The sequence below is a fragment of the Shinella zoogloeoides genome (assembly GCF_033705735.1).
Taxonomy (GTDB): Bacteria; Pseudomonadota; Alphaproteobacteria; order Rhizobiales; family Rhizobiaceae; genus Shinella; species Shinella zoogloeoides_A.
In genome coordinates, this window is record NZ_CP131131.1 from 769,286 (window position 1) to 790,562 (window position 21,277).

Sequence of the window (21,277 nt, forward strand, 5' to 3'; positions counted from 1 at the left end):
CGGGCTCCTAGAGGCGGTAGCGGTTGACGTTGAGCATGAAGCCGCCGCCCTTGTAGACGGACTTCACATATTCCACGGCCTGATCGGTGTCGGTCACGGTGACGCGCCAGACGCTGAGCACCGGCGCGCCGGGCTCGATCTTCAGGTAGCCGGCCTCCTCGGCGGTCGCTGCCGTGGGCTCGAACAGCGCATCCGTCCATGTGGGCACGATGCCCCAGGTCGCGGTCATTTCCGCATAGAGCGAGCCGCTCTCGAACATGTCCCGTGTCGCGGACGGGTAGAGTGCCGTGGGAAGATAGGCATCCTCCAGCGCCACGGGGTCGCCGTCGATGCTGCGAACGCGGCGCAGGAAGATGAAGTCGGTGCCGCTTTCCCCCTCGCTCTGGAGGTGCTTGCGGAAAGCGGGCGAAAGTTGCCGGCGTTCCTCGTAGGCGACGACGGTCGAGCCGGGCTCGGCACCGAGTTTGCGCACTTCCGTCGTGAAACTGTGGAAGCCGGAAACGCCCTTCATGCGCGAGGCGGTGCTGAAATAGCCGCGGCCGTGCTCGCTGTAGATGACGCCGCGGGCTTCGAGCTGCTTGAGGGCCTGGCGGATCGTGACGCGCGAGACGCCGAATTCGCGCGACAGCTCGCCTTCGGACGGAAGGGCGAAATGCGCGCCGTTGCGTGCCTTCACCTCGCTGTCCAGGATTTCGGCCACCTGCACATACATGGGAACGGCGCCGCTCTTGCGGATCGGCTTCTTCTTCAGCCATGTCTCGGTCATCGGTCTTCCTTTCTCGTAAGGGCGATCAAACCGTCAGTCTCTAACATGTCGAGACAAGTCGGCAAGCGCGCCCCGCTGAGCATCTTCTTCAAGCCGTCAGCGCCGCGTCATGGTTGCGGCGATCTTTTCCGCCGCCATGATGATCGGCGCGTTGATATTGGCCGAGGGCACGCGCGGAAGAATGGAGCCGTCGACGATGCGCAGCTTCTCGAGCCCATGCACGCGGCCGGCCGAATCGGTGACGGCCAGATCGTCCGTACCCATCCGGCAGGTGCTCGTCGGGTGGTGCTCGGTATTGGCGACGGTGCGCAGCCACGCTTCGATCTCGGCATCCGTGGCCTTGATGTCGGGTGTGTCGACCGGCTGGCCGCGATAGCGGCCCCAGGCCGGCTGGTGGGCCATTTCCAATGTCTTGCGAATGCCGTCCACCATTTCCAATGTGTCGCGCCGGTCGGTGAGATAGTTGAAGCGGATGGAGGGTTTTACCGTGGGATCGGCGGATTTGAGCGCGATGCGGCCGCGGCTGTAGGGGCGCATCTGGCTGACGAAATACTGGAAGCCGTCGGAGATCGTCACCTTGCCGGACTGGAAGTCGGCGAGGAACGGCAGGAATTCATGCTGCATGTTGAAATAGGGAAGGGCCTCGTCGCTCTTGAAGAAGGCGCCGACCTCGAAGAAGTTCGTCGCGCCGAGGCCGCTCTTGAAGAGCAGCCATTCGATGCCGAGTTTCAGGCGTCCGACCATGCTCAGTTGCCGGCGGATGGAGACACCGCCCGGTGCGGTGAAGCGCAGCGGGGCGACGACGTGGTCCTGCAAATCCGCGCCGACGCCCGGCAGGTTGGCAGCGCTGGCGATGCCGTGCTCCGCCAGCGCCGCACGGTCGCCGATGCCCGAGAGCATCAGCAGATGCGGCGAGCCGACCGTGCCGGCCGAAAGGATGGTCTCGCGCGCAGCGCGGATCGTCCTGCGTTCGCCCTGTCGGACGATTGCCACCCCGGTTGCCGTCCGGCCGTCGAGGAGAATTTTTTCGACAAGGCAGCCGGTCATGACGGTGAGGTTGGGACGGTTTCCGGCAGGCTTCAGATAGGCGAGGCTGGTGCTGCAGCGCACCCCGTCGCGGATCGTCGCCTGTGTGATATGGACACCGTCCTGCGCGCCGCTGTTGTAGTCCCCCGCATCCCGCAGGCCGAATTCCTGGCCGGCCTTCAGGAAGGTCCGGTAGAGCGGATGGTCGGCCTTGCTGCGCACGACACTGATGGGACCGGAGCCGCCACGCATCGGGTCGCGTCCCCCCTCGAAACTTTCCAACTTCCTGAAGAAGGGCAGGCAATCCTCGAAATCCCAGCCTTCGACGCCGAGATCGCGCCAGCCGTCGTAATCCTGCTTCGCCCCGCGCACGAAAACCATGCCGTTGATCGAGGAGCTGCCGCCGAGGCCGCGGCCGCGTGCCTGGCCGATGCTGCGACCGTGCAGTTCCGTCTCGGGTTCGCTCTCGAATTTCCAGTTGTAACGGTCACTTTCGATCGGAAAGGTGAGCGCGGCCGGCATCTGGATGAAGATGCTGCGATCGCTCGGGCCGGCCTCGATGAGGCAGACCGAGACGGCAGGATCCGCGCTCAGCCGGTTCGCCAGCACGCAGCCGGCGGAGCCGGCGCCGACGATGACATAGTCGAATTCCTGGATTGTGCTGCGCATGTCTGTCTCCGATGCAACCGGTCCGCGGCCCTGTGCATCCTCGCCTGTTCGGCCTGCCTCGTGAGAGGTTTTGCGAGGGGGATGGACAGTGGTTCGTCTCTGTGTTAGCAAACTGTCTAACATGTAGTAACAAGTTGTCAAGCGGTCAACTTATCTACATGTCGTCAAAACAACGGGAGCGAGACTATGAAACGAAGGGGATTCATCACGTTGGCCGCGGCGCTCGCCGCCTCCGCACTGTCCTCCAGCGCCTTCGCCATCGACTGGAAGCAGCAGTCCGGCCAGCAGATCACGGTACTGCTCAGCGAGCATCCGTGGACGGCCGAACTGCGCAAGCATATCGGGGAGTTCGAGGCCGAGACTGGCATCAAGGTGAAGATCGACGCTTTTGCCGAAGACCTTTATTCCGACCGTATGAACCTTGCGGTGCGTTCGGCCGATTCCGTCGCCGACGTCTACATGATCCAGATGGACTCGGCGCTCTACACCCAATGGGAAGCAGGGGTCGTCGAACCGTTGACGCCCTATCTTGACGATCCCGCCAAGACTGAGGCGGATTACGATCTCGCCGACTATCCGGAAGGCTTCCGCGCGGGCGCGTCCTTCCCGGTCGGCAAGCCGGACCCGCAGCTCTATGCGATCCCGATCTCCTTCGAGGCCTATACGCTCTTCTATAACAAGGACCTGGTCGAAAAGTATCTCGGCGGCAAGGTGCCGGCCACGATGGACGAGCTGATCGCCGCGGCAAACGAGATCAGCGCCAAGGGTGAGGGCAAGATCTTCGGCGCATCCATGCGCGGCAAGCGTTCGGCCGAGCTTGTCGACACGATGACGGGCATCGTGCTCGACGCCTGGGGCAGCCAGCTGGCCGATCTTCCCTACAACATCTGGTTCGACGGCGACTGGTCGAAGCCGCGCTTCGACGATCCGCGCATCGCCAAGGGCCTCTCCTATTATGCCGGGCTGCTGAAGGCCGGTCCCCCGAGCGCGCTTTCCTATGGCTGGGAAGATGCGAGCCGATTCTTCTCCCAGGGCAATGCCGCCTTCTTCGTCGACGCCTCGGTCTTCGGTCCGGGCTTCGAGGACGCCACGACCTCGGCGATCGCGGGCAAGGTCGGCTATGCGCCGCTGCCGGCCTCCACGGGCGATATCGGCTATAGCGGCCACTGGTCCTGGGGCATTTCGATCGCGAAGAACTCGCCGAAGAAGGATGCCGCCTGGCTCTTCGTTCAATGGGCGACGAACAGGAAGATGACGGCGGCGCTCGGCGTTGCAACGGGCGGTGCGCCGCGCGACTCGTCCTGGGCCGATGCCGACTACGTCAAGGCGCTCGACGCCGGCTATGTCGCGGCCGTCAAGGAGCAGATGCAGCATACCCGGCCCACCTCGGTCTTCCGCCAGGGCTGGAACGATGTCGTCCTGCTGATCGTCGATGCGATCCACCAGATCTACCAGGGCACGGCCCCGGAAGATGCCGTGGCGGAACTTCAGACGAACGTTCAGGACACGCTCGAATAGACCGGACCCGTGGGGCCGGCGAACCGGCCCCATGCTTTTCAAAGCAGGATCGTATCGACCATGCGCCGAGACAAACATATCCGTTGGCTGATCGCGCCGGCCCTCGCGCTGCTGGCCGCGGGAACGCTCTACCCCGTCATCTATGCCGGCTACCTCTCGCTCCTTCAGTGGAACTGGGGGGCGGAGGCGAAGTTCGTCGGAATTCGCAACTTCGTGCGGATCCTGTCGGGGACCGGCTTTCCGAAGGCGTTGTTCAACACCTTCTATTTCGCGGTCTTCGCCGTCGTCATCGAGACATGTCTCGGCCTCGGCCTGGCGCTTGCGATCAATCGCATCCGCATCGGCGCGGGCCTGATCCGCACGCTGATGATCCTTCCGCTGATGGTGTCCGGCATCGCGGTGTCGCTGATCTGGAAGGTCATGCTCGACCCGACGCTCGGCATCGTCAACTATCTCCTGTCGCTTGTCGGCATATCCGGCCCTGCCTGGCTCGGAACCGTGCCGACCGCCATGCCGTCCATCATCATGATCGATACCTGGTGGCAGACGGCCTTCACCTTCATCATCCTCTCATCCGCGCTGAAGAGCCTGCCGGCCGAGCCTTTCGAGGCGGCGAGGCTGGAAGGCGCGACGCCTTTCCAGACCTTCCGCTACGTCACGCTGCCGATGCTGAAGCCGGTGTTGATCACCGTCATCATCTTCCGCACCATCGATACGCTGAAAGTCTTCGACATCATTTTCGGCACCACCGGGGGCGGGCCGCTGAGGGCCACGGAAAGCGTGCAGACCCTCGCCTACCAGACGGCTTTCAAGTCCTACAAGTTCGGCGAGTCCGCGGCCATCGCCGTCGTCTTCTCGCTCATCATCCTGACGCTTTGCATCATCTACCTGGTGATCGACACCGACGATGGAGAAAAGGCATGACCGCCTCCGCTTCCGCCCGCCGCGCGTTCTGGCCCTATGCGGTCGCCGTCCTCGCCGTCGTCGTCTCGCTGTTCCCGATCTTCTGGATCCTGACCATCGCGCTGAAGACCCAGGTCGACGCCTTCGCCATGCCGCCGGTCTGGTTCTTCTCGCCGGTCTGGGAGAATTTCGGCAAGGCCTGGTCCTCGACGGGCTTTTCCGGCGCCTTCTTCAACAGCCTCATCGTCTGCGCCATCGGCAATGTGCTGGCGCTCGCCGCGGGCATTCCCGCCGCCTATTACCTCAACCGGAAACATGTGCCGGGGCGGCGCACGATCCTGATCTGGCTGCTGGTCTCCTACATGCTGCCGGAGTTCCTGTTCATCGTGCCGATGTATGTGCTCTTCCAGTCCATCGGGCTCTACGACACGGTGATCGGCCTTGCGCTGATCTACCAGGTCTTCACGCTGCCCTTCACGATCTGGCTGCTGCGCGCCTTCTTCGCCGATATCCCCGAGGCCCTTGCCGAGGCGGCCCGGCTGGAAGGGGCGAGCACCTTCCGCATCGTCTGGACGATCTATGTGCCGATCGCCGCCCCCGGCATTGCCGCAACCGTCATCCTCAATTCCATCAAGATGTGGAACGAGCTGACCATCGCTCTCGCATTGACCTTCGAGAAGGCGCAAACCGTGACGCTCGCCGTCGCCGGCTTCCGCGGCTACGCCTCCATCGATTGGGGCGCGATGTCGGCCGCCTCCATCATCATCATCCTGCCCATGGCCCTGTTCGCCATTCTGGCGCAACGGCGCATCGTGCAGGGCCTCAGCCTCGGCGCGGTCAAGTAAGCCGCATCGGATCAATCAAGGAAAAAAGCCATGTCCGCCGTTTCCCTTCAGGGCGTCGATATCTCCTACGGTTCCGTCGATGTCGTCCGCAATCTCGATCTGGATATCAAGGCCGGCGAGTTCGTCGTCTTCGTCGGCCCGTCGGGCTGCGGCAAGTCGACGACGCTGCGTCTGATCGCCGGGCTCGAGGAGGGCCGCGCGGGCCATGTCTCCATCGGCGGCCGTGTCGTGAACGATGTCGATCCGGCCAGGCGCGATGTCGCCATGGTGTTCCAGAACTATGCGCTCTTCCCACATATGTCGGTGGCCGACAACATCTCCTTCGGCATGCGGCTGCGCGGCGAGGCGAAGGGGAAGATCGCCGCGAGCGTTGCGGACGTCGCGCGCATGGTCGGCCTGCAGGACCACCTTCACAAGCGGCCGGGCGCGCTCTCCGGCGGCCAGCGGCAGCGCGTGGCGCTTGCCCGCGCCATCGTGCGCAAGCCTGCCGTCTTCCTGTTCGACGAGCCGCTCTCCAATCTCGACGCCGAATTCCGTGCCGCCATGCGCTATGAGCTGAGCAAGCTCCACCGCGAGCTTGGTTCGACCATGATCTACGTCACCCACGACCAGGTCGAGGCGATGACGATGGGCGACCGGATCGCCGTGCTGGCACCCCTGAAGCAGGCCGGCCGCTCCAATCTCATGCAGTTCGGCACGCCGGAAGAAGTTTATCACCGTCCCGCCAATCTCTTCGTCGCCAAATTCATCGGCTCGCCGCCGATGAATTTCTTCGAGGCTCGGGCAGAAGGCGGCAGCATCCGCATCGGCGCCCTGAATCTGCCGGGCGCGGGCCATCTTCCGACCGCGCTCACCGTCGGCATCCGGCCCGAGCATGTCCGCCTCGGGGCAGGCGACGGGCCGTCGATCGCCGGCACCATCGAGGGCGTGGAGAACCTCGGCCATGAAAAGCTCTGGTTCATCGCCACCGCCGAAGGGCGTATCGTTGCCCGCACGTCGGATAGCGCAGGCCATGGCGTCGGGGAGAATGTCGCCGTGCATCTCGTGGCGGACAGGTTGCACGTCTTCGACCGCACGACCGGGGACAGAGTGGAGGTTTAGGACGAGCGGCGCGCCGTCCGCGGTGGTCAATCGTATGCCGGCGGGGACCGCGGCAAACCTTGCCAACTTGCACTGGCGGGAAATATACCTGCAAAGGCAGAATGTCTCTGTGGCCGTTGTGCAGGGAGGGTGCGGTGGTCCATTTCAACCGATGGGGAGGCATGCCTGCCGTTCAGGCCGGCCATCGGCCCCGTTTCGAGCGAATGAAGGCGGTTGCCCTGCGTTTTCATCCGGTAGCCCATGACATGGTTTCGCAGCCCGACTGTCCTTTCGATTGAGACCAGAGGAGTTGGAAATCATGATGCAATCCCGAGGCGCACTTGGGCCGGCTGCCAGAATATGGCTGTTCGTGCTCGGCGCCGTTCTCATTCTTTGCGGCCTGTTTTTCGCCATCGGCGGCGCGAAGCTCGCCATGCTCGGCGGTAGCTGGTACTTCCTGATAGCCGGCATCGCCATCGTTCTCTCCGGGCTGCTGGTCGTTTTGCGAAAGCCTGCGGGCGCGCTGCTTTTCGGCCTTGTCACCCTGCTCACGGCCGTCTGGGCGGTGTGGGAGGTCGGTCTCGAATTCTGGCCGCTGAATTCGCGGTTACTTGCCTTCGGCGTCGGCGCGACGGTCGTGGCGCTCTCCTACCCGTTGCTGGGCCGCGCTTCCGGGCGTTCCCCGGCCACCGTGCCTTCCTTCGTCGTCGCCATCCTGCTCGCCTGCGCGTCCGCCGCAGGTTTTGCAGGCATGTTCGTGTCGCATCCGAGCGTCGCGTTCTCCGGCACGCCCGACGCGCTCGTCAAGGTCGACCCGGCCAATGAGCAGAAGAACTGGGAGGCCTACGGCAACACATCCGGCGGCAGCCGCTTCGTCGCCCTCGACCAGATCACGCGCGACAATATCGGCAAGCTCCAGGTCGCCTGGACCTATCGCACCGGCGACACGCCGATCAGCCCCGGCGGCAACGGCGCGGAAGACCAGCAGACGCCGCTGCAGGTGGGCGATCGCGTTTTCCTGTGCACGCCGCATAACAACGTCATCGCCATCGATGCCGATACCGGCAAGGAAATCTGGAAGAACGAGATCAATGCCCAGTCCTCCGTCTGGATGCGTTGCCGCGGCCTTGCCTATTTCGATGCCACAAGGCCGCTCGTCCAGCCGACGGCGGCAGGCTCCACGCCGGTGACGCCGGTCAGCGTCCCCGAAGGCGCGCTGTGCCAGCGCCGCATCCTGATGAACACGATCACGGCCGAGCTGATCGCGCTCGACGCCGACACCGGCGCATTCTGCCCGGACTTCGGCAACAATGGCCGCGTCGATCTGAAGGTCGGGCTCGGCGAGGCTGCCGATCCGAGCTACGTTCTCACCTCCGCGCCGACGCTGGCCGGAACGACGGTCGTAGTCGGTGGCCGTATCGCCGACAACGTTCAGGTCGACATGCCCGGCGGCGTCATGCGCGGCTTCGATGTCGTGACTGGCGAGCTGCGCTGGGCGTTCGACCCGGGCAATCCCGAGATCACCACGCTGCCACCCGCGGGCCAGACCTATACGCGCTCGACGCCGAATGTCTGGGCCTCGATGTCCTACGATCCGGCATCGAACACCGTCTTCATGCCGGTCGGCAGCCCCTCGGTCGATCTCTACGGCGCGACACGCACGGCGCTGGACCACAAATACGGTGCTGCCATGCTGGCGCTCGACGCCACGACCGGGCGCGAGAAGTGGGTCTACCAGACGGTCCATAACGACCTCTGGGACTTCGACGTGCCGATGCAGCCCTCCTTCATCGACTTCCCGAAGGCGGACGGCACGACGGTCCCGGCGCTGGTGTTCGGCACCAAGGCCGGGCAGATCTACGTGCTCGACCGCGCCACCGGCATGCCGTTGACCCAGGTGGATGACGTTCCGGTGAAGGCCGGTTCGATCCCGAACGAGCCCTATTCTCCCACGCAGAAGCTCTCGGTCGGCATGCCGCAGATCGGCGCGGAGACGCTGACCGAAAGCGACATGTGGGGTGCGACGCCTTTCGATCAGCTTCTATGCCGCATCGGCTTCAAGGGTATGCGCTATGATGGCGTCTATACCGTGCCCGGCACGGATCTGGCGCTGAATTTCCCGGGCTCGCTGGGCGGCATGAACTGGGGCGGCATTTCCACCGATCCTGTGACGAACACCATCTTCGTCAACGACATGCGCCTTGGTCTCTGGATCCAGATGGTCGAGGCCGCACCCACCGAAGCCGTCAGCAGCGGCGGCGAGGCGGTCAATACCGGCATGGGCGTCGTGCCGATGAAGGGCACACCCTACGCCGTCAACAAGAACCGCTTCCTTTCGGTCCTTGGCATCCCCTGCCAGAAGCCGCCCTTCGGCTCGATGACGGCGATCGACATGAAGACGCAGAAGATCAAGTGGCAGGTTCCGGTCGGCACGGTGGAGGATACCGGCCCGCTCGGTATCAAGATGGGCCTGCCCATTCCGGTCGGCATGCCGACGCTGGGCGGTACGCTGGCGACGCAGGGCGGCCTGGTCTTCATCGCGGGCACGCAGGATTACTACCTGCGCGCCTTCGACAGCGCCACCGGCAAGGAGGTCTGGAAGGCGCGCCTGCCCGTCGGCAGCCAGGGTGGTCCGATGAGCTACAAGTCGCCGAAGACCGGCAAGCAATATATCGTCATCTCCGCCGGCGGTGCCCGCCAGTCGCCGGATCGCGGCGATTACGTGATCGCTTACGCGCTGCCGGATTGATCGGCGTGGAGATCGCCCCGGCCTTGAAAAGGGCCGGGGTATCGCTTCCTCGCCGTGGGGATGCAGAAGATTGAGGATCAGCCGCAACCGATCGCGCTCCTAGACGATCTCGACATTCACCTTCGAAGCGCGAATGAGATCGAGTTTGTCGGGCGGTATGTCGCCGGTCAGGATCACCAGGTCGAAATCCGTGATCTCAGCCACATAGTTCAGCGCGCTGAAGGTGAACTTCGTGGCGTCGGCGAGGAGGATGCGCTTGCGTGCCACCTGCATCATCGCCTGCTTCGCGCGCACCACGATCTCGTCGGGCGTATAGAGCGAAAGCCCTTGGATCGTCGTGGTCGACAGGATCGCCACGTCGACGTGATAGGAGCGGATCGCCTTTTCGCAATTGGCTCCGAAATAGCCGTGATAGCCCGGATGATAGCGCCCGCCTGTCGAGATCAGGTCGATTTCGGGGGCGTGGCGGAGCTTTTCCAGGATCGGCGCGGCATTGGTCACCACGGTCAGCGGGGCGACATCCAGCAGGAATTCGCTGAGATAGTAGGTGGTGGTGCTGTCGTCGATCATCACCGCATTGCCGGGCTCCAGCCGGGTGACCGCCGCGCGCGCCAGCCGCTTCTTGTCCTCCACGTTCTTGCGCCCGCGATAATTGTAGCTGCTTTCGAACAGAAGCGACTTCTCGGCGGAGACCGAGCCCCGCAGGCGGCGCACGAGCCCTTCCTTTTCGAGCACGGAAAGGTCGCGGTGGATGGTCATCAGGCTGACGCCGAGGGACTCGGCAAGGTCCCGTATCTGGGTCGACGAGCCGCTCATCAGCGTCTGGATGATTTTCGTGCGTCTCCTCTCGGCCTTGGAAGAGGCGGCCTCGGGATCGGAATTGTTATGATCGTCCATGTCGTCCCGCTCTGAATTTAACATTTTTCCTTTATTGGGGAATTCATGCTGCGTGTCCATCGAATTCTTGCGCAAGCGCGAGATCTGGAAAAATGACGAATTATCAGCGTTTTTAGCGGATTTCCTCGCATCGGAAGCGTAGTTTTTGAGGATGCGGGCATTTAGCGTTTTTGGCGATGCAACATAAATTCCGATATAAATAACATAATCCTTGATATTTATAAAATCGATTGCTAGGAATCGATCATTCGACGGTGGGAGGTCACCGACAGGCAAGACGGCGTTTCCGGCGGGAGTTTCAGGCTCCGGGCCAGCGATGGCGCGCGTCTGTAAAACGCCGCCGGACGGGCGGCAGAACAGAGGATGACATGGCAGATCTGGACGACATCAAGGACGGCAAGGACTGGGGACGGGATCGTCCGGCGGACACCTCGCGCTTTTTCCTCAAGGGCAATGCGCATCACGATTGGGGCATGAAGGCGCGGCTTTCGCAGGTCTTCCGCCCCGATACCGGCCGCACCGTGATGCTGGCCTTCGACCACGGTTACTTCCAGGGGCCGACCACGGGCCTCGAACGGCTCGACCTGACCATCGCGCCGCTCGCCGCCCATGCCGACGTGCTGATGTGCACCCGCGGCGGCCTGCGCAGTTCGATCCCGCCGGAATCGCTCAAGCCCGTCGTGCTGCGCTGCTCGGCCGGCAACTCGATCCTGACGGAGCTTTCCAACGAGCTCGTGAGCGTGGAGATCGACGACGCCATCCGGCTCGGCGCGGCCGCCATGGCGGCGCAGGTCTATATCGGTGCGGAATACGAGCACAAGTCGATCGCCAATGTGGTGAAGCTGATCGATACCGGCACGCGCTATGGCATCCCCACCATGGCCGTCACCGGCGTCGGCAAGGCCATGGCCCGCGATGCCCGTTACTTCGGCCTCGCCACCCGCATCGCGGCGGAAATCGGCGCGCAGTTCGTCAAGTCCTACTATGTCGACGAAGGCTTCGAGCGCATCACCCTCGGCTGCCCGGTTCCGATCGTTATTGCCGGCGGCAAGAAGCTGCCGGAGCGGGAAGCGCTGGAAATGGCCTATCGCGCCATCGACCAGGGCGCGGCCGGCGTCGACATGGGCCGCAACGTCTTCCAGTCGACCGATCCGGTGGCGATGCTCGCCGCGCTCGCCGCCGTCGTGCACGAGGGCCGGACCGGCGCGCAGGGCTACGAGCTCTTCCAGGACCTGCACGGCAAGACGGCGGCCTGAGGGCCGCCATCGCCGAGAGGAGGGGCCGGGTCTTGCGGCCCGGCTGCATAACAAGGATCATCGCATGGAAAACCTCTGGAACGAGGCTGTAGCGGATAAGGCCATCACGGGCCTCGACCTGCGCGCCTACTCGTCGCGGCTCATCGGCCGCGACCCGGCCATGGTGCTGCATGGCGGCGGCAACACGTCCTACAAGGGGGCTCTCACCGACCGTTTCGGAAACGAGCGGCAGGTGATCTGGGTCAAGGCCAGCGGTTTCGATCTGGGCACGATGGGCATAGAAGGCTTCACCGCGCTCGATCTTCCCGCATTGCTGGCGCTCGCCGAGCTCGAAACCCTGACGGACGGCGACATGGTGGCCGAGGTCAAGCGCGCCCGCCTCGATCCGCAGGCCGCGGCCGCCTCCATCGAGGCGATCGTCCATGCGCTGTTTCCCGCCGCCTATGTCGACCATTCCCATGCCGACGGCGTGCTGACCGTCTCCAACAGCGCGAATGGAACAGCGCTGCTGCGCGAGATTTACGGCCCGCGCGTCATGATCCTGCCCTATGTGAAGCCCGGCTTCGATCTCGCCCGCCAGATGCGCGCGGCGCTCCTTTCGCCGGAATTCGCAGAGGCCGATGCGATCATCCTGGAGCATCACGGCGTCTTCACCTGGGGCGATACGGCCCGGGAAAGCTATGACCGCATGGTGGCGATCTGCGCCCGCGCCGAGGATTGGCTTTCCGCCCGCATTCCGCCCCTGCCGGCTACCCCGGATGCCGCGACCGATCCCGTCGATATCGCCCGCCTTCGCGGGGCCGTCAGCCGCATCGCCGGCCGCGCCATGATCTCGCGTCCCGTGCCCGGCGTGCCGGCTTCGGAGATCGCGGAGATCGCCCGGCTTTCGCGCCACGGCACGCTGACGCCGGAACATGTCATTCACAACAAGCCCTTTCCCGCCGTCGTCGGCGACGCGCCGGAAAAGGCGCTGGAGGACTTCGCCGCCGAATACCGCGCCTATGTCGAGCGCGGTGGCGACAAGGACCTGATACCGCTGCCGCCCCATCCCCATTGGGTCCTGCTTTCCGACGGCGCGGTGCGCAGCTTCGGGCCGACGCTGGCGCGCGCGCGCGTCTCGGCGGACGTGGCCGCGGCCAATCTGCGCGCCCTTCGGCTGGCGGCTCGTCTCGGCGGCTGGCAGGGGCTCGACGAGGCCGACCTGCGCGCGCTGGAATATTGGGAGCTGGAACAGGCCAAGCTGCGCGCGCAGGGCGCGCTGCCGCCGCTGGCCGGCAGGGTCGCCGTTGTCGGCGGCTGCGCCACCGGCATCGGGCGCGCCGCGGCCGAGGCGCTGCGTGATCGTGGCGCGGTGGTCGTGGGGCTCGACATCAATCCTGCGGTCAAGGACCATATGGATCGTCCGGGCTATGAAGGCATCGTCGTCGAACTGACCGATGAAGCGAAGGTCAGCGCGGCGCTACGGCAGGTCGTGAACGACTATGGCGGCCTCGATATCCTTGTCTCCAATGTCGGCATCTTCCGCGCCGGCGCGAATATCGAGGTGCTGGACGATGCGGCATGGGACGCATCGCTCGCGGTCAATCTGACCTCGCATCGCAAGCTTCTGAAGCAGGCCGTTCCGTTCCTGCGCCACGGCGTCGATCCGAGCGTGGTCTTCATCGGCTCCCGCAACGTGCTGGCGCCCGGCGCTGGCGCGGCCGCCTATTCCGTCTCGAAGGCGGGGCTGACGCAATTGATGCGCGTCGCCGCCCTCGAACTGGCGCCGGAGGGTATCCGGGTCAACGCGATCCATCCCGACGGCGTCTTCGACACCGACCTGTGGACGCCCGAGGCGCTGGCGACCTCGGCGCGGCGCTACGGCCTGACGGTCGAGCAATACAAGGCGCGCAACCTCATGCGGACCGAGGTCACGTCGAAGGACGTGGCGCGCGCGGTGGTCGCGCTGGCGGACAGCACCTTTTCCCGGACGACGGGCGCACAGATTCCGGTGGATGGCGGCAATGACCGGGTCATCTGAACCGGAGGAATACCAGGCGGCTGGATCGTAAAAGGCCAGCTTCCGAAGAACGACAGCAGGAAGAACCGGTTGTAAAGCAAGCACCAGCACAAGAGGAGGATAGGATGCGAGGCTTTTTGAAGGGACTGACCGCGGTATCGGCACTGTGCCTGATGGCAGGGGCCGTGTCCGCCAAGGACTACAAGGTTGCCGTCATCCGGTGGGAACCGAACGACATCTATTTCAACGGCGTCGCGCTCGGCCAGCAGCAAGAGGCAAAGCGCATCCAGACCGCGACCGGCGACACGATCACGTTCAACGTCTTCGGCGCGAACGATGCCGGCCAGCAGCTCAAGGCGCTTCAGGCGCAGTTCGACAGCGGCGTGGACGGCGTGCTCCTGACGCCCTGGCGCGGTGAGGCCATGCGCAGCATCGTCAAGCAGCTGCAGGAGGCCAACATTCCGGTCGTCACGACCAATGCCTGGGTCCCCGGCGTCAAGCAGACCTTCGTCGCCTTCGACAACGAGACGGCCGGCCGCCTCGGCGGCGAGGCGCTGGTCAAGCGCCTCGACACGCTGCGCGGGGAGGGCTGGGCCGAAAAGGGCGGCGTCTTCATCGAACTGCGCTGCATCATCACCGCTTCCTTCGACATCGCGCGCCACACCGGCTACCGGACGGTGCTCGATCCGATCGCCGCCAAGTATCCCGGCGTCAAGATCGTCGAGCAGGAAGCAGGTTGCGACGGCGGCAAGGCGCGCAAGGTGGTCGACGACGTGATCTCGCGCGAAGGCGCGGACAAGATCCTGGGCATCGCCAGCATCGACGGCACGATGGGCATCGGCGGCGCGGTTCCGGCCTTCAAGGCGCAGGACCTGCTCTTCCCGATCGACGATCCCAAGCACATCCCGGTCGCGACCATCGACGGCACGGTGCCGGAATTCCAGTCCATGGCCCGCGGGGAGATCGACCATATCTCCGTGCAGCCGGCGACGGGCGAGGGCATCATCTCCATGCGGATGCTCCATACGTTGATGTCCGGCAACGCCTTACCGGAAGAAGGCAAGGTGCTGCTCGACGGGGAAGATCCCGTCTGGGCGCCGGTGAAGGTGCTGACGCCCGACGCGATCGAGGGTTCCTGGTACCAGACGCAGGCCTACAGCGTGCCGGGCGATGCGAACTACGACGACCCGCACAACTGGGCGAATGAAATGACGGTCGAGCAGACGGGCAAGATGCCCGACTTCGGCAAGTAACCGGGCCTCGGCTGCGGGCGTTCAAGCGCTCGCAGCCATTCCCGCAACAGGAGTTCACATGACACTGGACCCTTCGCTGAGCTTCGCGGTGCAAGGCGTGACCCGCCGGTTTCCCGGCGTTCTGGCCGTCGATTCCGTCGATCTGGGCGTCCGCAAGGGCGAGATACACGGTCTGATCGGCAAGAATGGCGCGGGGAAGTCGGTGCTCGTCTCCATGGTGGCGGGATTGCTCGCACCGAGCCAGGGGCAGATCGTCACCGAACACGGCGCGCTGACGCCGACGCATTCCGGCCCGGCGCGTGCCAAGAAACTCGGCATCGCGCTCGTCACCCAGGAGCCGGCCTTCGCCGCCGACCTTTCCGTGGCGGACAACCTCTTCATGGGGCGCCATCCGGGCGGCCGCCTGAATTTTCTTGCTCCCGCCGTGACGCGCCGGCAATCGGCGGAGGTGATACGCGAGCTCGGCCTTCGCGCCCGCCCCGAGGATCGCATGGGGGACCTGCCGCTGGAGACCCAGCAGCTTCTCGCATTCGGCCGCGCGGTCTTCATCGAGAAGGCGCGCACGATCCTTCTGGACGAGATCACCGCATCGCTGACGAGCGAGCGCAAGGAAAGCCTGCTCGGCCTCCTGCGCCGGTTGATCGTCGACCAGCCGGACCTGTCCTTCACCCTGATCTCGCATCATGTCAGCGAGGTAATGGGCTTTACCGACCGCGTTTCCGTGATGCGCGACGGCGAGCGCGTGGCGACGCTGGAGACGGCGGCGACGACCGGCAGGGAACTGGCCGACTGGATTGTCGGCGACGTTGCGCGAACCGAGATCAACTATACCGACCAGCCCGAATTCACCGCTCCTCCCGTGCTGACGGTGCGGGGGCTGAAGGCCGGCCGCTCCCTCACGCATCTCGACCTTGCGCTTCATCGCGGCGAGGTGCTGGGTTTTGCCGGCTTGGAAGGCTCCGGCAAGGACGCGGCCATCGAGGCGCTTTACGGGCTTGTTCCGAACCATGGCGGCTCCATCGAGATGGACGGCGTCGAGGTGCATCTGAAAAGCCCCAAGGCGGCCCAGACGGCGGGCGTCTCCTTCCTGCCCAAGCATCGCGAGGAGCAGGCGGTGATCCAGAACCGCTCCGTGCTGGAAAACGCGATCATCGCCGGTCTTCCGGTGCTGACGAACCGGCTCGGCTTCGTGCGGCGCGGCGAATGCGAGGCCGTCGCCCGGTCCATCGTGTCGCGCCTCAAGGTCAAGACGCCCGGCCTCGACGTGCCGATAGACGGCCTGTCGGGCGGCAACAAGCAGAAGATCCTGCTTGGCCGTCTCTCGCTGACGGCGCCGCGGCTGGTGCTTTTGAACGAACCGACGCGCGGCGTCGACATATCCGCCAAGCCGGACATTCTGAAGATGATCCGCGAGGATCTGTCGCGCGATGCGGGCGTCATCATGATCTCGGAGAGCGAGGAAGAGCTGGCCGAGATCTGTGACAGGATCCTGATCTTCTATCAGGGACGTGCGGTCCGGGAATTGAAGCGCGGCATGCCGGGCTTCGATGTCGAGACGATCTACAAGGCGATACAGGGCGTAGAGGTGCGGGTATGACTTCGGTGAACAAATTTGTTTTTCTCATTCTGGAAAAGCACCTGATCTGGGCCCTGCTCGCGCTGTTGTGCCTTGCGGGGCTGGCGGTGCCGGGCTTCCTTTCGGCGCGCAACATCCTGAACGTGATGTGGGCGGCAGCCCCGCTCGGCTGCATGGTGCTCGGCCTGTTCTTCGTGCTGCTGACCGCCAATGTCGACCTGTCGCTGGAATCGACCTTCGCCCTCGCGCCAGCGCTGGCCGTCGTGTTCTTCTTCCAGGGGATGGGGCTCGACAGCTATCCGATCGTCGCCGTGCTCTGCACGTTGCTGTTCGGCGCCATCGCGGGGCTGGTGAACGGCCTGTTCTCCGTCAAGCTGAGGGTCAGCTCCTTCCTCGTCAGCCTCGGAACGATGCTGCTGATGCGCGGCATCGTGGTCTACCTGATCCCGGAAGGCGTCTATTATCTGCCCGAGGGCTATGTCTATCTCGGCTCGGCCAAGCTCTTCGGCATCCTGCCGGTGGCCGTCCTGGTGTGGATCGCGATCTTCGTCCTGGCATGGCTGATGATCGACCGCCATCGGCTCGGCAAGGATATCCTCGCGCTCGGCAACAACGAGCATGCCGCCTTCGTGGCGGGCGTGAACATCGAGCGGACCAAGATCGTCTGCTTCGTCATCGCCGGCTTCCTGGCGTCGCTCGGCGGGCTCCTTGAGGTCGGCCGCCTGGAATCCGTCGTGGCCGACATGGGGCAGGGCGATATCATGATGGTCTTCGCCGGCACCATTCTCGGCGGCACGGCCCTGACCGGCGGCAAGGGCAATGTCGGCGGCGTCTTCGCGGCGGTACTGGTGATCTCGATCATCGAGAACCTCATGAACCTTCACGGCGTGCCGCCTTCGATCCGGCAGGTCGTCTTCGGCGGCGTTCTTCTGGTGGCGATCTATCTCGCCAGCCTGCAGGAGCGGCTGCGCCATGCACGGCTGGAGTCCTGAAATGCCGGCCTATCTCCTGGGGCTGGACAGCGGCCTGACTGTCACCAAGGCCGTCGTCTTCCGGGACGACGGCAAGGTCGTGGCCCTTGCCCGCCGCGAGATCGCGCAGATCAAGGCCGTGCCCCGGCACGTCGAGCGCGACATGGCGGCGCATTGGCAAGCCTCCGCCGCAGCAATCCGCGAGGCGCTGGAACGGGCGAGCACCAGCGTCGGCGCGACGGTCCGCCCGGCCGCCGTGTCCGTGGCGGGCCATGGCGACGGCCTCTATCTGCTCGATGGTAATGGCGCGCCGCTCGGCCTTGCCGCCACCTCGCTCGACAGCCGCGCCCAGCCGCTGCTGCGCCAGTGGGACGAGGCGGGCGTATCGGAAAAGGCGCTGGAGCTGACGGGGCAGCGCCCCTTCGCGTCCTCCCCGGCGCCGCTGCTCGCCCATATGAAGGCGCACGAGCCGGAACGCTTCCAGCGGATCGCCGCCGTCCTCTCCTGCAAGGATTGGCTCCGCTTCTGCCTGACGGGCAGGGTGGCGACCGATTTCACCGAGGCAAGTGTCGCCTTCACCGACATAGGAACGCAGCGTTATAGCGAGGAGGCGCTCGCCCTCTTCGGCCTTGGCGCTGTCGCAAATGCCCTTCCGGACGTGCTGATGCCCTGCGAGATCGCGGGATATGTCACCGAGGAGGCGGCGCTCGCCACGGGGCTTGCGGCCGGCACGCCGGTTGCCACCGGATTGCATGACGTGACGGCCTGCGCCGTTGGGGCCGGGGTGACGAAAGCCGGCACGATCGCCGTCATCGCCGGCACCTATTCGATCAATGAAATGCTGGTCGACGTGCCGGGAACGTCGGCGGGCTGGAATGCGCGCAATGGATTGCGTCCCGGCCAGTGGATGAACATGTCGGTTTCCCCCGCCTCCAGCGCCAATCTCGACTGGTTCCTGGGCACGGCCGCGCGGGACGCGCTGGCAGGCGGCGATCCCTTCGCCCTGCTTCAGGCCGAGCTGGACGCCGTCGCGGACGATCCGTCCGACATCGTCTACCTACCCTATCTCTACGGGTCCCCCCATGCCGAGGATGTGCCGGCGGCCTTTCTCGGGCTGCGCGGCTGGCATGGGCGGGGCCACATGCTGCGCGCCGTCGCGGAAGGCATCGTCTTCAACCATCGCCACCATGTCGATCTCATCGACCCGGACGGAAGCGTCGGCAAGGTGCGGCTGACGGGCGGAAGCAGCCGCAATCCCTTCTTCGGCCAGCTCTTCGCCGATGCGCTGAACCGCCGCGTCGAAGTGCCGGAAATGCCGGAGGCCGGGGCGCTTGGCGCGGCCATCGCGGCGGGGATTGCCGTGAACGTCTACGGCGACTGGGAGGAGGCGACCGCGCGAACCGCGCCGGACCTGCGGATCTACCAGCCGGGCCGGGCCGTTCCCCGCCTTCAGGCCGGCTATGGCCGCTATCGCGAGGCCATCGACACGGTCATGCACCGCCACAAGGAGAAGACCGCCCCATGAGCGCAGGCGACACTACGCGCGAAGCCCGGCTGGAGGCCCTGCGCCGCATCGGCCATGTCCCCGTCCTGATCGTCGGCGGCGGGATCAACGGCATGGGAACGTTCCGCGACCTCAGTCTCCAGGGCGTCGGCTGCCTGCTCGTCGAGCAGGGCGATTTCTGCGCCGGCGCAAGCAGGGCCCCCTCACGCATGATCCATGGGGGGCTCAAATACCTGGAAACCGGTGAATTCCGGCTGGTCAGGGAATCCGCCGAGGAACGCAATCGGCTGTTGCGCAATGCCGCGCACTATGTCCGGCCGCTCGAAATGATCATCCCGATCCATTCCTGGTTCGGCGGCATCGTTCCGGCATTGCGGAAGTTCCTGCGCATGCCGGCAAAGATCACGGAGCGTGGCGCGCTGGTGATCAAGCTGGGCCTCTGGCTCTACGACCTCTACGGCGCGCTGAACCGGACCATGCCGCGCCACCGCATGATCGCGCGGCAGGACATATTGCGCGAAATCCCCGATCTGGACCCGGACCTGAAGATCGCTGCTTCCTACTACGACGCCTGGATCACGTCGCCCGAACGGCTTGTCGTGGAACTTGCCCTCGACGGCATGGCCGCCAATCCGGGCAACATGGCGCTGAACCATCTGCGTTTCAGCGGGATCGACGGCAACCGCGTCGAGCTTCAGGACGTCGATACGGGCGAGCTGTTCCCGCTGACATGCGACGTGCTGGTCAACGCCGCGGGCGCCTGGATCGACCGGGTGAATGCCAGCGCGGCCCCCGGGCGCCGGATGATCGGCGGCACCAAGGGCAGCCACCTCCTGCTCGACCTTCCGGCCCTCGCCGAAACCCTGCACGGCCGGATGATCTATTTCGAGGCCGAGGGCGGGCGCATCTGCATCCTGTCGAACTTCATGGGGCATGTGCTACTCGGCTCCACCGATATCCCGGTCGACGATCCAGACGGCGTGGCCTGTGACGACGAGGAGGTGGACTATCTCCTCGGCGCGTTCCGGCGGCTCTTCCCGCAGGTTCCGGTCGATCGTTCGAGCATCTTCTTCAGCTATGCGGGCGTCCGCCCCCTGCCGGCGAACGATGCAAGCGACCCCGGCGCCATCAGCCGCGATCACTCGATGCCGGAACTGCCCCCCGAAGGCGAGCGCCGTTTCCCGATCGTCTCGCTTGTCGGCGGCAAATGGACCACCTTCCGGGCCTTTTCGGCCGAGGTGACCGACAGGATACTCGCCCATCTGGGCAAGCGCCGCTCATCTTCGACGGCGGATCTGCCCATCGGCGGAGGAGCCGACCTTTCCCAGGCCTCTGCCCCGACGGAGCGCCTGCTATCCGCCATCACGGATGAGCACGGGCTTTCGCGCCAAAGAGCCCGCCAGCTTGTCGCCCGCTACGGCTCGCGCGCAAAGTCGGTCGCGCCGGCCCTCGCGAAGGGCGAAACCTTCTTGGCCTCCTTGCCGGAATTTTCTCGGGAGGAGATCGCGATCATCTGCGATACGGAGCTGGTCCTGCACGCCGAAGATTTTCTCTTCGGGCGCAGCTCGGTGTTCCTGGAGCGGCCGCTGGGCCACGATGCGCTGGAGGAACTGGTCGGCGTTATCGGACTGTTTCGTCGCTGGGATGACGCGCGCCGGGCGGCGGAATTGGAGCGGTTGGTATATCGTTACCGCAAGCTGCATCGGATCGACGTGTCCGGGCTGACAGGATCGCGGCCTCGATTTATCTGAGGTCGCGGAAGGAGCGCGGAGGGCCCTGCCGATGGACGACGCCATCGCTACTTTCATTCTGGACCAGATGGCGGACGCCCTGATCTTTGCGACGGTCGATGGAAAGATAGCCGGGTGGAATGGCGCGTCGACTGCGCTTTTCGGTTTCGAAAAGGGCGAGGCCATCGGTGAATCGCTCGATCTTATCATTCCGCCGCATCTGCGGAACGCGCACTGGGCCGGCTTCGATTCCGCCGTCAAGGCGGGGCAATTGAAGCTGAATGGCCGGCCGACACTGACCAGGGCAACACACAAGACGGGGCGCAGGCTTTACGTCGAGATGAGTTTCGCACTCGTCCGGTCCTCCGATTGTGTCGTCGGTTCCGTTGCCGTGGCGCGAGATGCGACCGAGAGAGTTGAGCGAGAGCGGGCAAAAGCGGCCCGATAGCCGCTGCAATCGCTGTCAGGCCGGATTTCCATGCGAATACGATGTCGTGGGTTGCCGGAACGCATGCTGCCGTCGGGACACAAGAAG

16 protein-coding genes are annotated in these 21,277 nt (G+C 64.9%); 13 read left to right on the forward strand and 3 right to left on the reverse strand.

Translation table 11 applies throughout. The features are described 5' to 3' along the window. Positions 1 to 7: 7 nt before the first annotated feature. A complete protein-coding gene (locus ShzoTeo12_RS21375) occupies positions 8 to 766 on the reverse strand; it encodes a GntR family transcriptional regulator (RefSeq protein WP_119254914.1) in 759 nt (252 codons plus the stop codon). 96 nt (positions 767 to 862) lie between these two features. Next, positions 863 to 2,461 carry a choline dehydrogenase gene (locus ShzoTeo12_RS21380; protein WP_318914132.1) on the reverse strand — a complete coding sequence of 533 codons (1,599 nt, stop codon included), beginning with the start codon at positions 2,459 to 2,461 and terminating at the stop codon, positions 863 to 865. 186 nt (positions 2,462 to 2,647) lie between these two features. On the opposite strand from ShzoTeo12_RS21380, the gene ShzoTeo12_RS21385 reads away from it, so the two are divergent. The 5 genes from ShzoTeo12_RS21385 (at position 2,648) to ShzoTeo12_RS21405 (ending at position 9,556) form a co-directional block, all read left to right on the forward strand. Next, a complete protein-coding gene (locus ShzoTeo12_RS21385) occupies positions 2,648 to 3,979 on the forward strand; it encodes a sugar ABC transporter substrate-binding protein (RefSeq protein ID WP_318914133.1) in 1,332 nt (443 codons plus the stop codon). A gap of 60 nt (positions 3,980 to 4,039) precedes the next feature. Beyond that, on the forward strand, positions 4,040 to 4,903 hold the full coding sequence (locus ShzoTeo12_RS21390) for a sugar ABC transporter permease (protein WP_318914135.1): 864 nt from the start codon (positions 4,040 to 4,042) through the stop codon (positions 4,901 to 4,903). Then, complete coding sequence (locus ShzoTeo12_RS21395; protein WP_318914137.1) at positions 4,900 to 5,727, forward strand: carbohydrate ABC transporter permease; 828 nt, start codon at positions 4,900 to 4,902, stop codon at positions 5,725 to 5,727. The genes ShzoTeo12_RS21390 and ShzoTeo12_RS21395 overlap by 4 nt, the downstream gene beginning before the upstream one ends. A gap of 30 nt (positions 5,728 to 5,757) precedes the next feature. After that, a complete protein-coding gene (locus ShzoTeo12_RS21400; protein ID WP_318914138.1) occupies positions 5,758 to 6,828 on the forward strand; it encodes an ABC transporter ATP-binding protein in 1,071 nt (356 codons plus the stop codon). Positions 6,829 to 7,126: 298 nt separating this feature from the next. Continuing rightward, entirely contained in the window at positions 7,127 to 9,556 is a 2,430-nt protein-coding gene (locus tag ShzoTeo12_RS21405) for a glucose/quinate/shikimate family membrane-bound PQQ-dependent dehydrogenase (RefSeq protein ID WP_318914140.1), read from the forward strand. Between the two features lie 99 nt (positions 9,557 to 9,655). Here ShzoTeo12_RS21405 and ShzoTeo12_RS21410 read toward each other — a convergent pair whose 3' ends face one another. After that, entirely contained in the window at positions 9,656 to 10,453 is a 798-nt protein-coding gene (locus ShzoTeo12_RS21410) for a DeoR/GlpR family DNA-binding transcription regulator (protein ID WP_318914142.1), read from the reverse strand. Positions 10,454 to 10,821: 368 nt separating this feature from the next. Between ShzoTeo12_RS21410 and lsrF the strand changes: the two genes are divergently transcribed. The 8 genes from lsrF (at position 10,822) to ShzoTeo12_RS21450 (ending at position 21,190) form a co-directional block, all read left to right on the forward strand. Continuing rightward, positions 10,822 to 11,709, forward strand: a complete 888-nt coding sequence (gene lsrF / locus ShzoTeo12_RS21415; protein ID WP_119254921.1) for a 3-hydroxy-5-phosphonooxypentane-2,4-dione thiolase — start codon at positions 10,822 to 10,824, stop codon at positions 11,707 to 11,709. Positions 11,710 to 11,773: 64 nt separating this feature from the next. Continuing rightward, positions 11,774 to 13,729, forward strand: coding sequence for an SDR family oxidoreductase (locus ShzoTeo12_RS21420; RefSeq protein ID WP_318914144.1), 1,956 nt, complete (start codon positions 11,774 to 11,776; stop codon positions 13,727 to 13,729). A 104-nt stretch (positions 13,730 to 13,833) separates the two neighbouring features. After that, positions 13,834 to 14,961, forward strand: a complete 1,128-nt coding sequence (locus tag ShzoTeo12_RS21425) for a sugar ABC transporter substrate-binding protein (protein WP_318914146.1) — start codon at positions 13,834 to 13,836, stop codon at positions 14,959 to 14,961. Between the two features lie 58 nt (positions 14,962 to 15,019). Continuing rightward, a complete protein-coding gene (locus ShzoTeo12_RS21430; RefSeq protein WP_318914148.1) occupies positions 15,020 to 16,558 on the forward strand; it encodes a sugar ABC transporter ATP-binding protein in 1,539 nt (512 codons plus the stop codon). Between the two features lie 5 nt (positions 16,559 to 16,563). Beyond that, positions 16,564 to 17,529, forward strand: a complete 966-nt coding sequence (locus ShzoTeo12_RS21435) for an ABC transporter permease (protein WP_313194244.1) — start codon at positions 16,564 to 16,566, stop codon at positions 17,527 to 17,529. A 1-nt stretch (position 17,530) separates the two neighbouring features. Then, positions 17,531 to 19,033, forward strand: coding sequence for an FGGY-family carbohydrate kinase (locus ShzoTeo12_RS21440; RefSeq protein WP_318914151.1), 1,503 nt, complete (start codon positions 17,531 to 17,533; stop codon positions 19,031 to 19,033). Then, the gene (locus tag ShzoTeo12_RS21445; RefSeq protein ID WP_318914153.1) at positions 19,030 to 20,763 is read left to right on the forward strand and encodes a glycerol-3-phosphate dehydrogenase/oxidase; all 1,734 of its coding nucleotides are present in this window, start codon (positions 19,030 to 19,032) and stop codon (positions 20,761 to 20,763) included. Before ShzoTeo12_RS21440 ends, ShzoTeo12_RS21445 begins: the two co-directional genes overlap by 4 nt. Before the next feature lie 31 nt (positions 20,764 to 20,794). Further along, positions 20,795 to 21,190: a PAS domain S-box protein gene (locus ShzoTeo12_RS21450; protein WP_318914155.1), complete on the forward strand. Its 396-nt coding sequence runs from the start codon at positions 20,795 to 20,797 to the stop codon at positions 21,188 to 21,190. Positions 21,191 to 21,277 lie beyond the last annotated feature (87 nt).

Coding starts and splice junctions, on each gene's coding strand:
- lsrF (WP_119254921.1), top strand. CDS start 10,822: ATGGCAGATCTGGACGACATCAAGGACGGCAAGGACTGGGGACGGGAT.
- ShzoTeo12_RS21430 (WP_318914148.1), top strand. CDS start 15,020: ATGACACTGGACCCTTCGCTGAGCTTCGCGGTGCAAGGCGTGACCCGC.
- ShzoTeo12_RS21405 (WP_318914140.1), top strand. CDS start 7,127: ATGATGCAATCCCGAGGCGCACTTGGGCCGGCTGCCAGAATATGGCTG.
- ShzoTeo12_RS21385 (WP_318914133.1), top strand. CDS start 2,648: ATGAAACGAAGGGGATTCATCACGTTGGCCGCGGCGCTCGCCGCCTCC.
- ShzoTeo12_RS21420 (WP_318914144.1), top strand. CDS start 11,774: ATGGAAAACCTCTGGAACGAGGCTGTAGCGGATAAGGCCATCACGGGC.
- ShzoTeo12_RS21400 (WP_318914138.1), top strand. CDS start 5,758: ATGTCCGCCGTTTCCCTTCAGGGCGTCGATATCTCCTACGGTTCCGTC.
- ShzoTeo12_RS21445 (WP_318914153.1), top strand. CDS start 19,030: ATGAGCGCAGGCGACACTACGCGCGAAGCCCGGCTGGAGGCCCTGCGC.
- ShzoTeo12_RS21440 (WP_318914151.1), top strand. CDS start 17,531: ATGCCGGCCTATCTCCTGGGGCTGGACAGCGGCCTGACTGTCACCAAG.
- ShzoTeo12_RS21390 (WP_318914135.1), top strand. CDS start 4,040: ATGCGCCGAGACAAACATATCCGTTGGCTGATCGCGCCGGCCCTCGCG.
- ShzoTeo12_RS21425 (WP_318914146.1), top strand. CDS start 13,834: ATGCGAGGCTTTTTGAAGGGACTGACCGCGGTATCGGCACTGTGCCTG.
- ShzoTeo12_RS21450 (WP_318914155.1), top strand. CDS start 20,795: ATGGACGACGCCATCGCTACTTTCATTCTGGACCAGATGGCGGACGCC.
- ShzoTeo12_RS21380 (WP_318914132.1), bottom strand. CDS start 2,461: ATGCGCAGCACAATCCAGGAATTCGACTATGTCATCGTCGGCGCCGGC.
- ShzoTeo12_RS21375 (WP_119254914.1), bottom strand. CDS start 766: ATGACCGAGACATGGCTGAAGAAGAAGCCGATCCGCAAGAGCGGCGCC.
- ShzoTeo12_RS21395 (WP_318914137.1), top strand. CDS start 4,900: ATGACCGCCTCCGCTTCCGCCCGCCGCGCGTTCTGGCCCTATGCGGTC.
- ShzoTeo12_RS21410 (WP_318914142.1), bottom strand. CDS start 10,453: ATGGACGATCATAACAATTCCGATCCCGAGGCCGCCTCTTCCAAGGCC.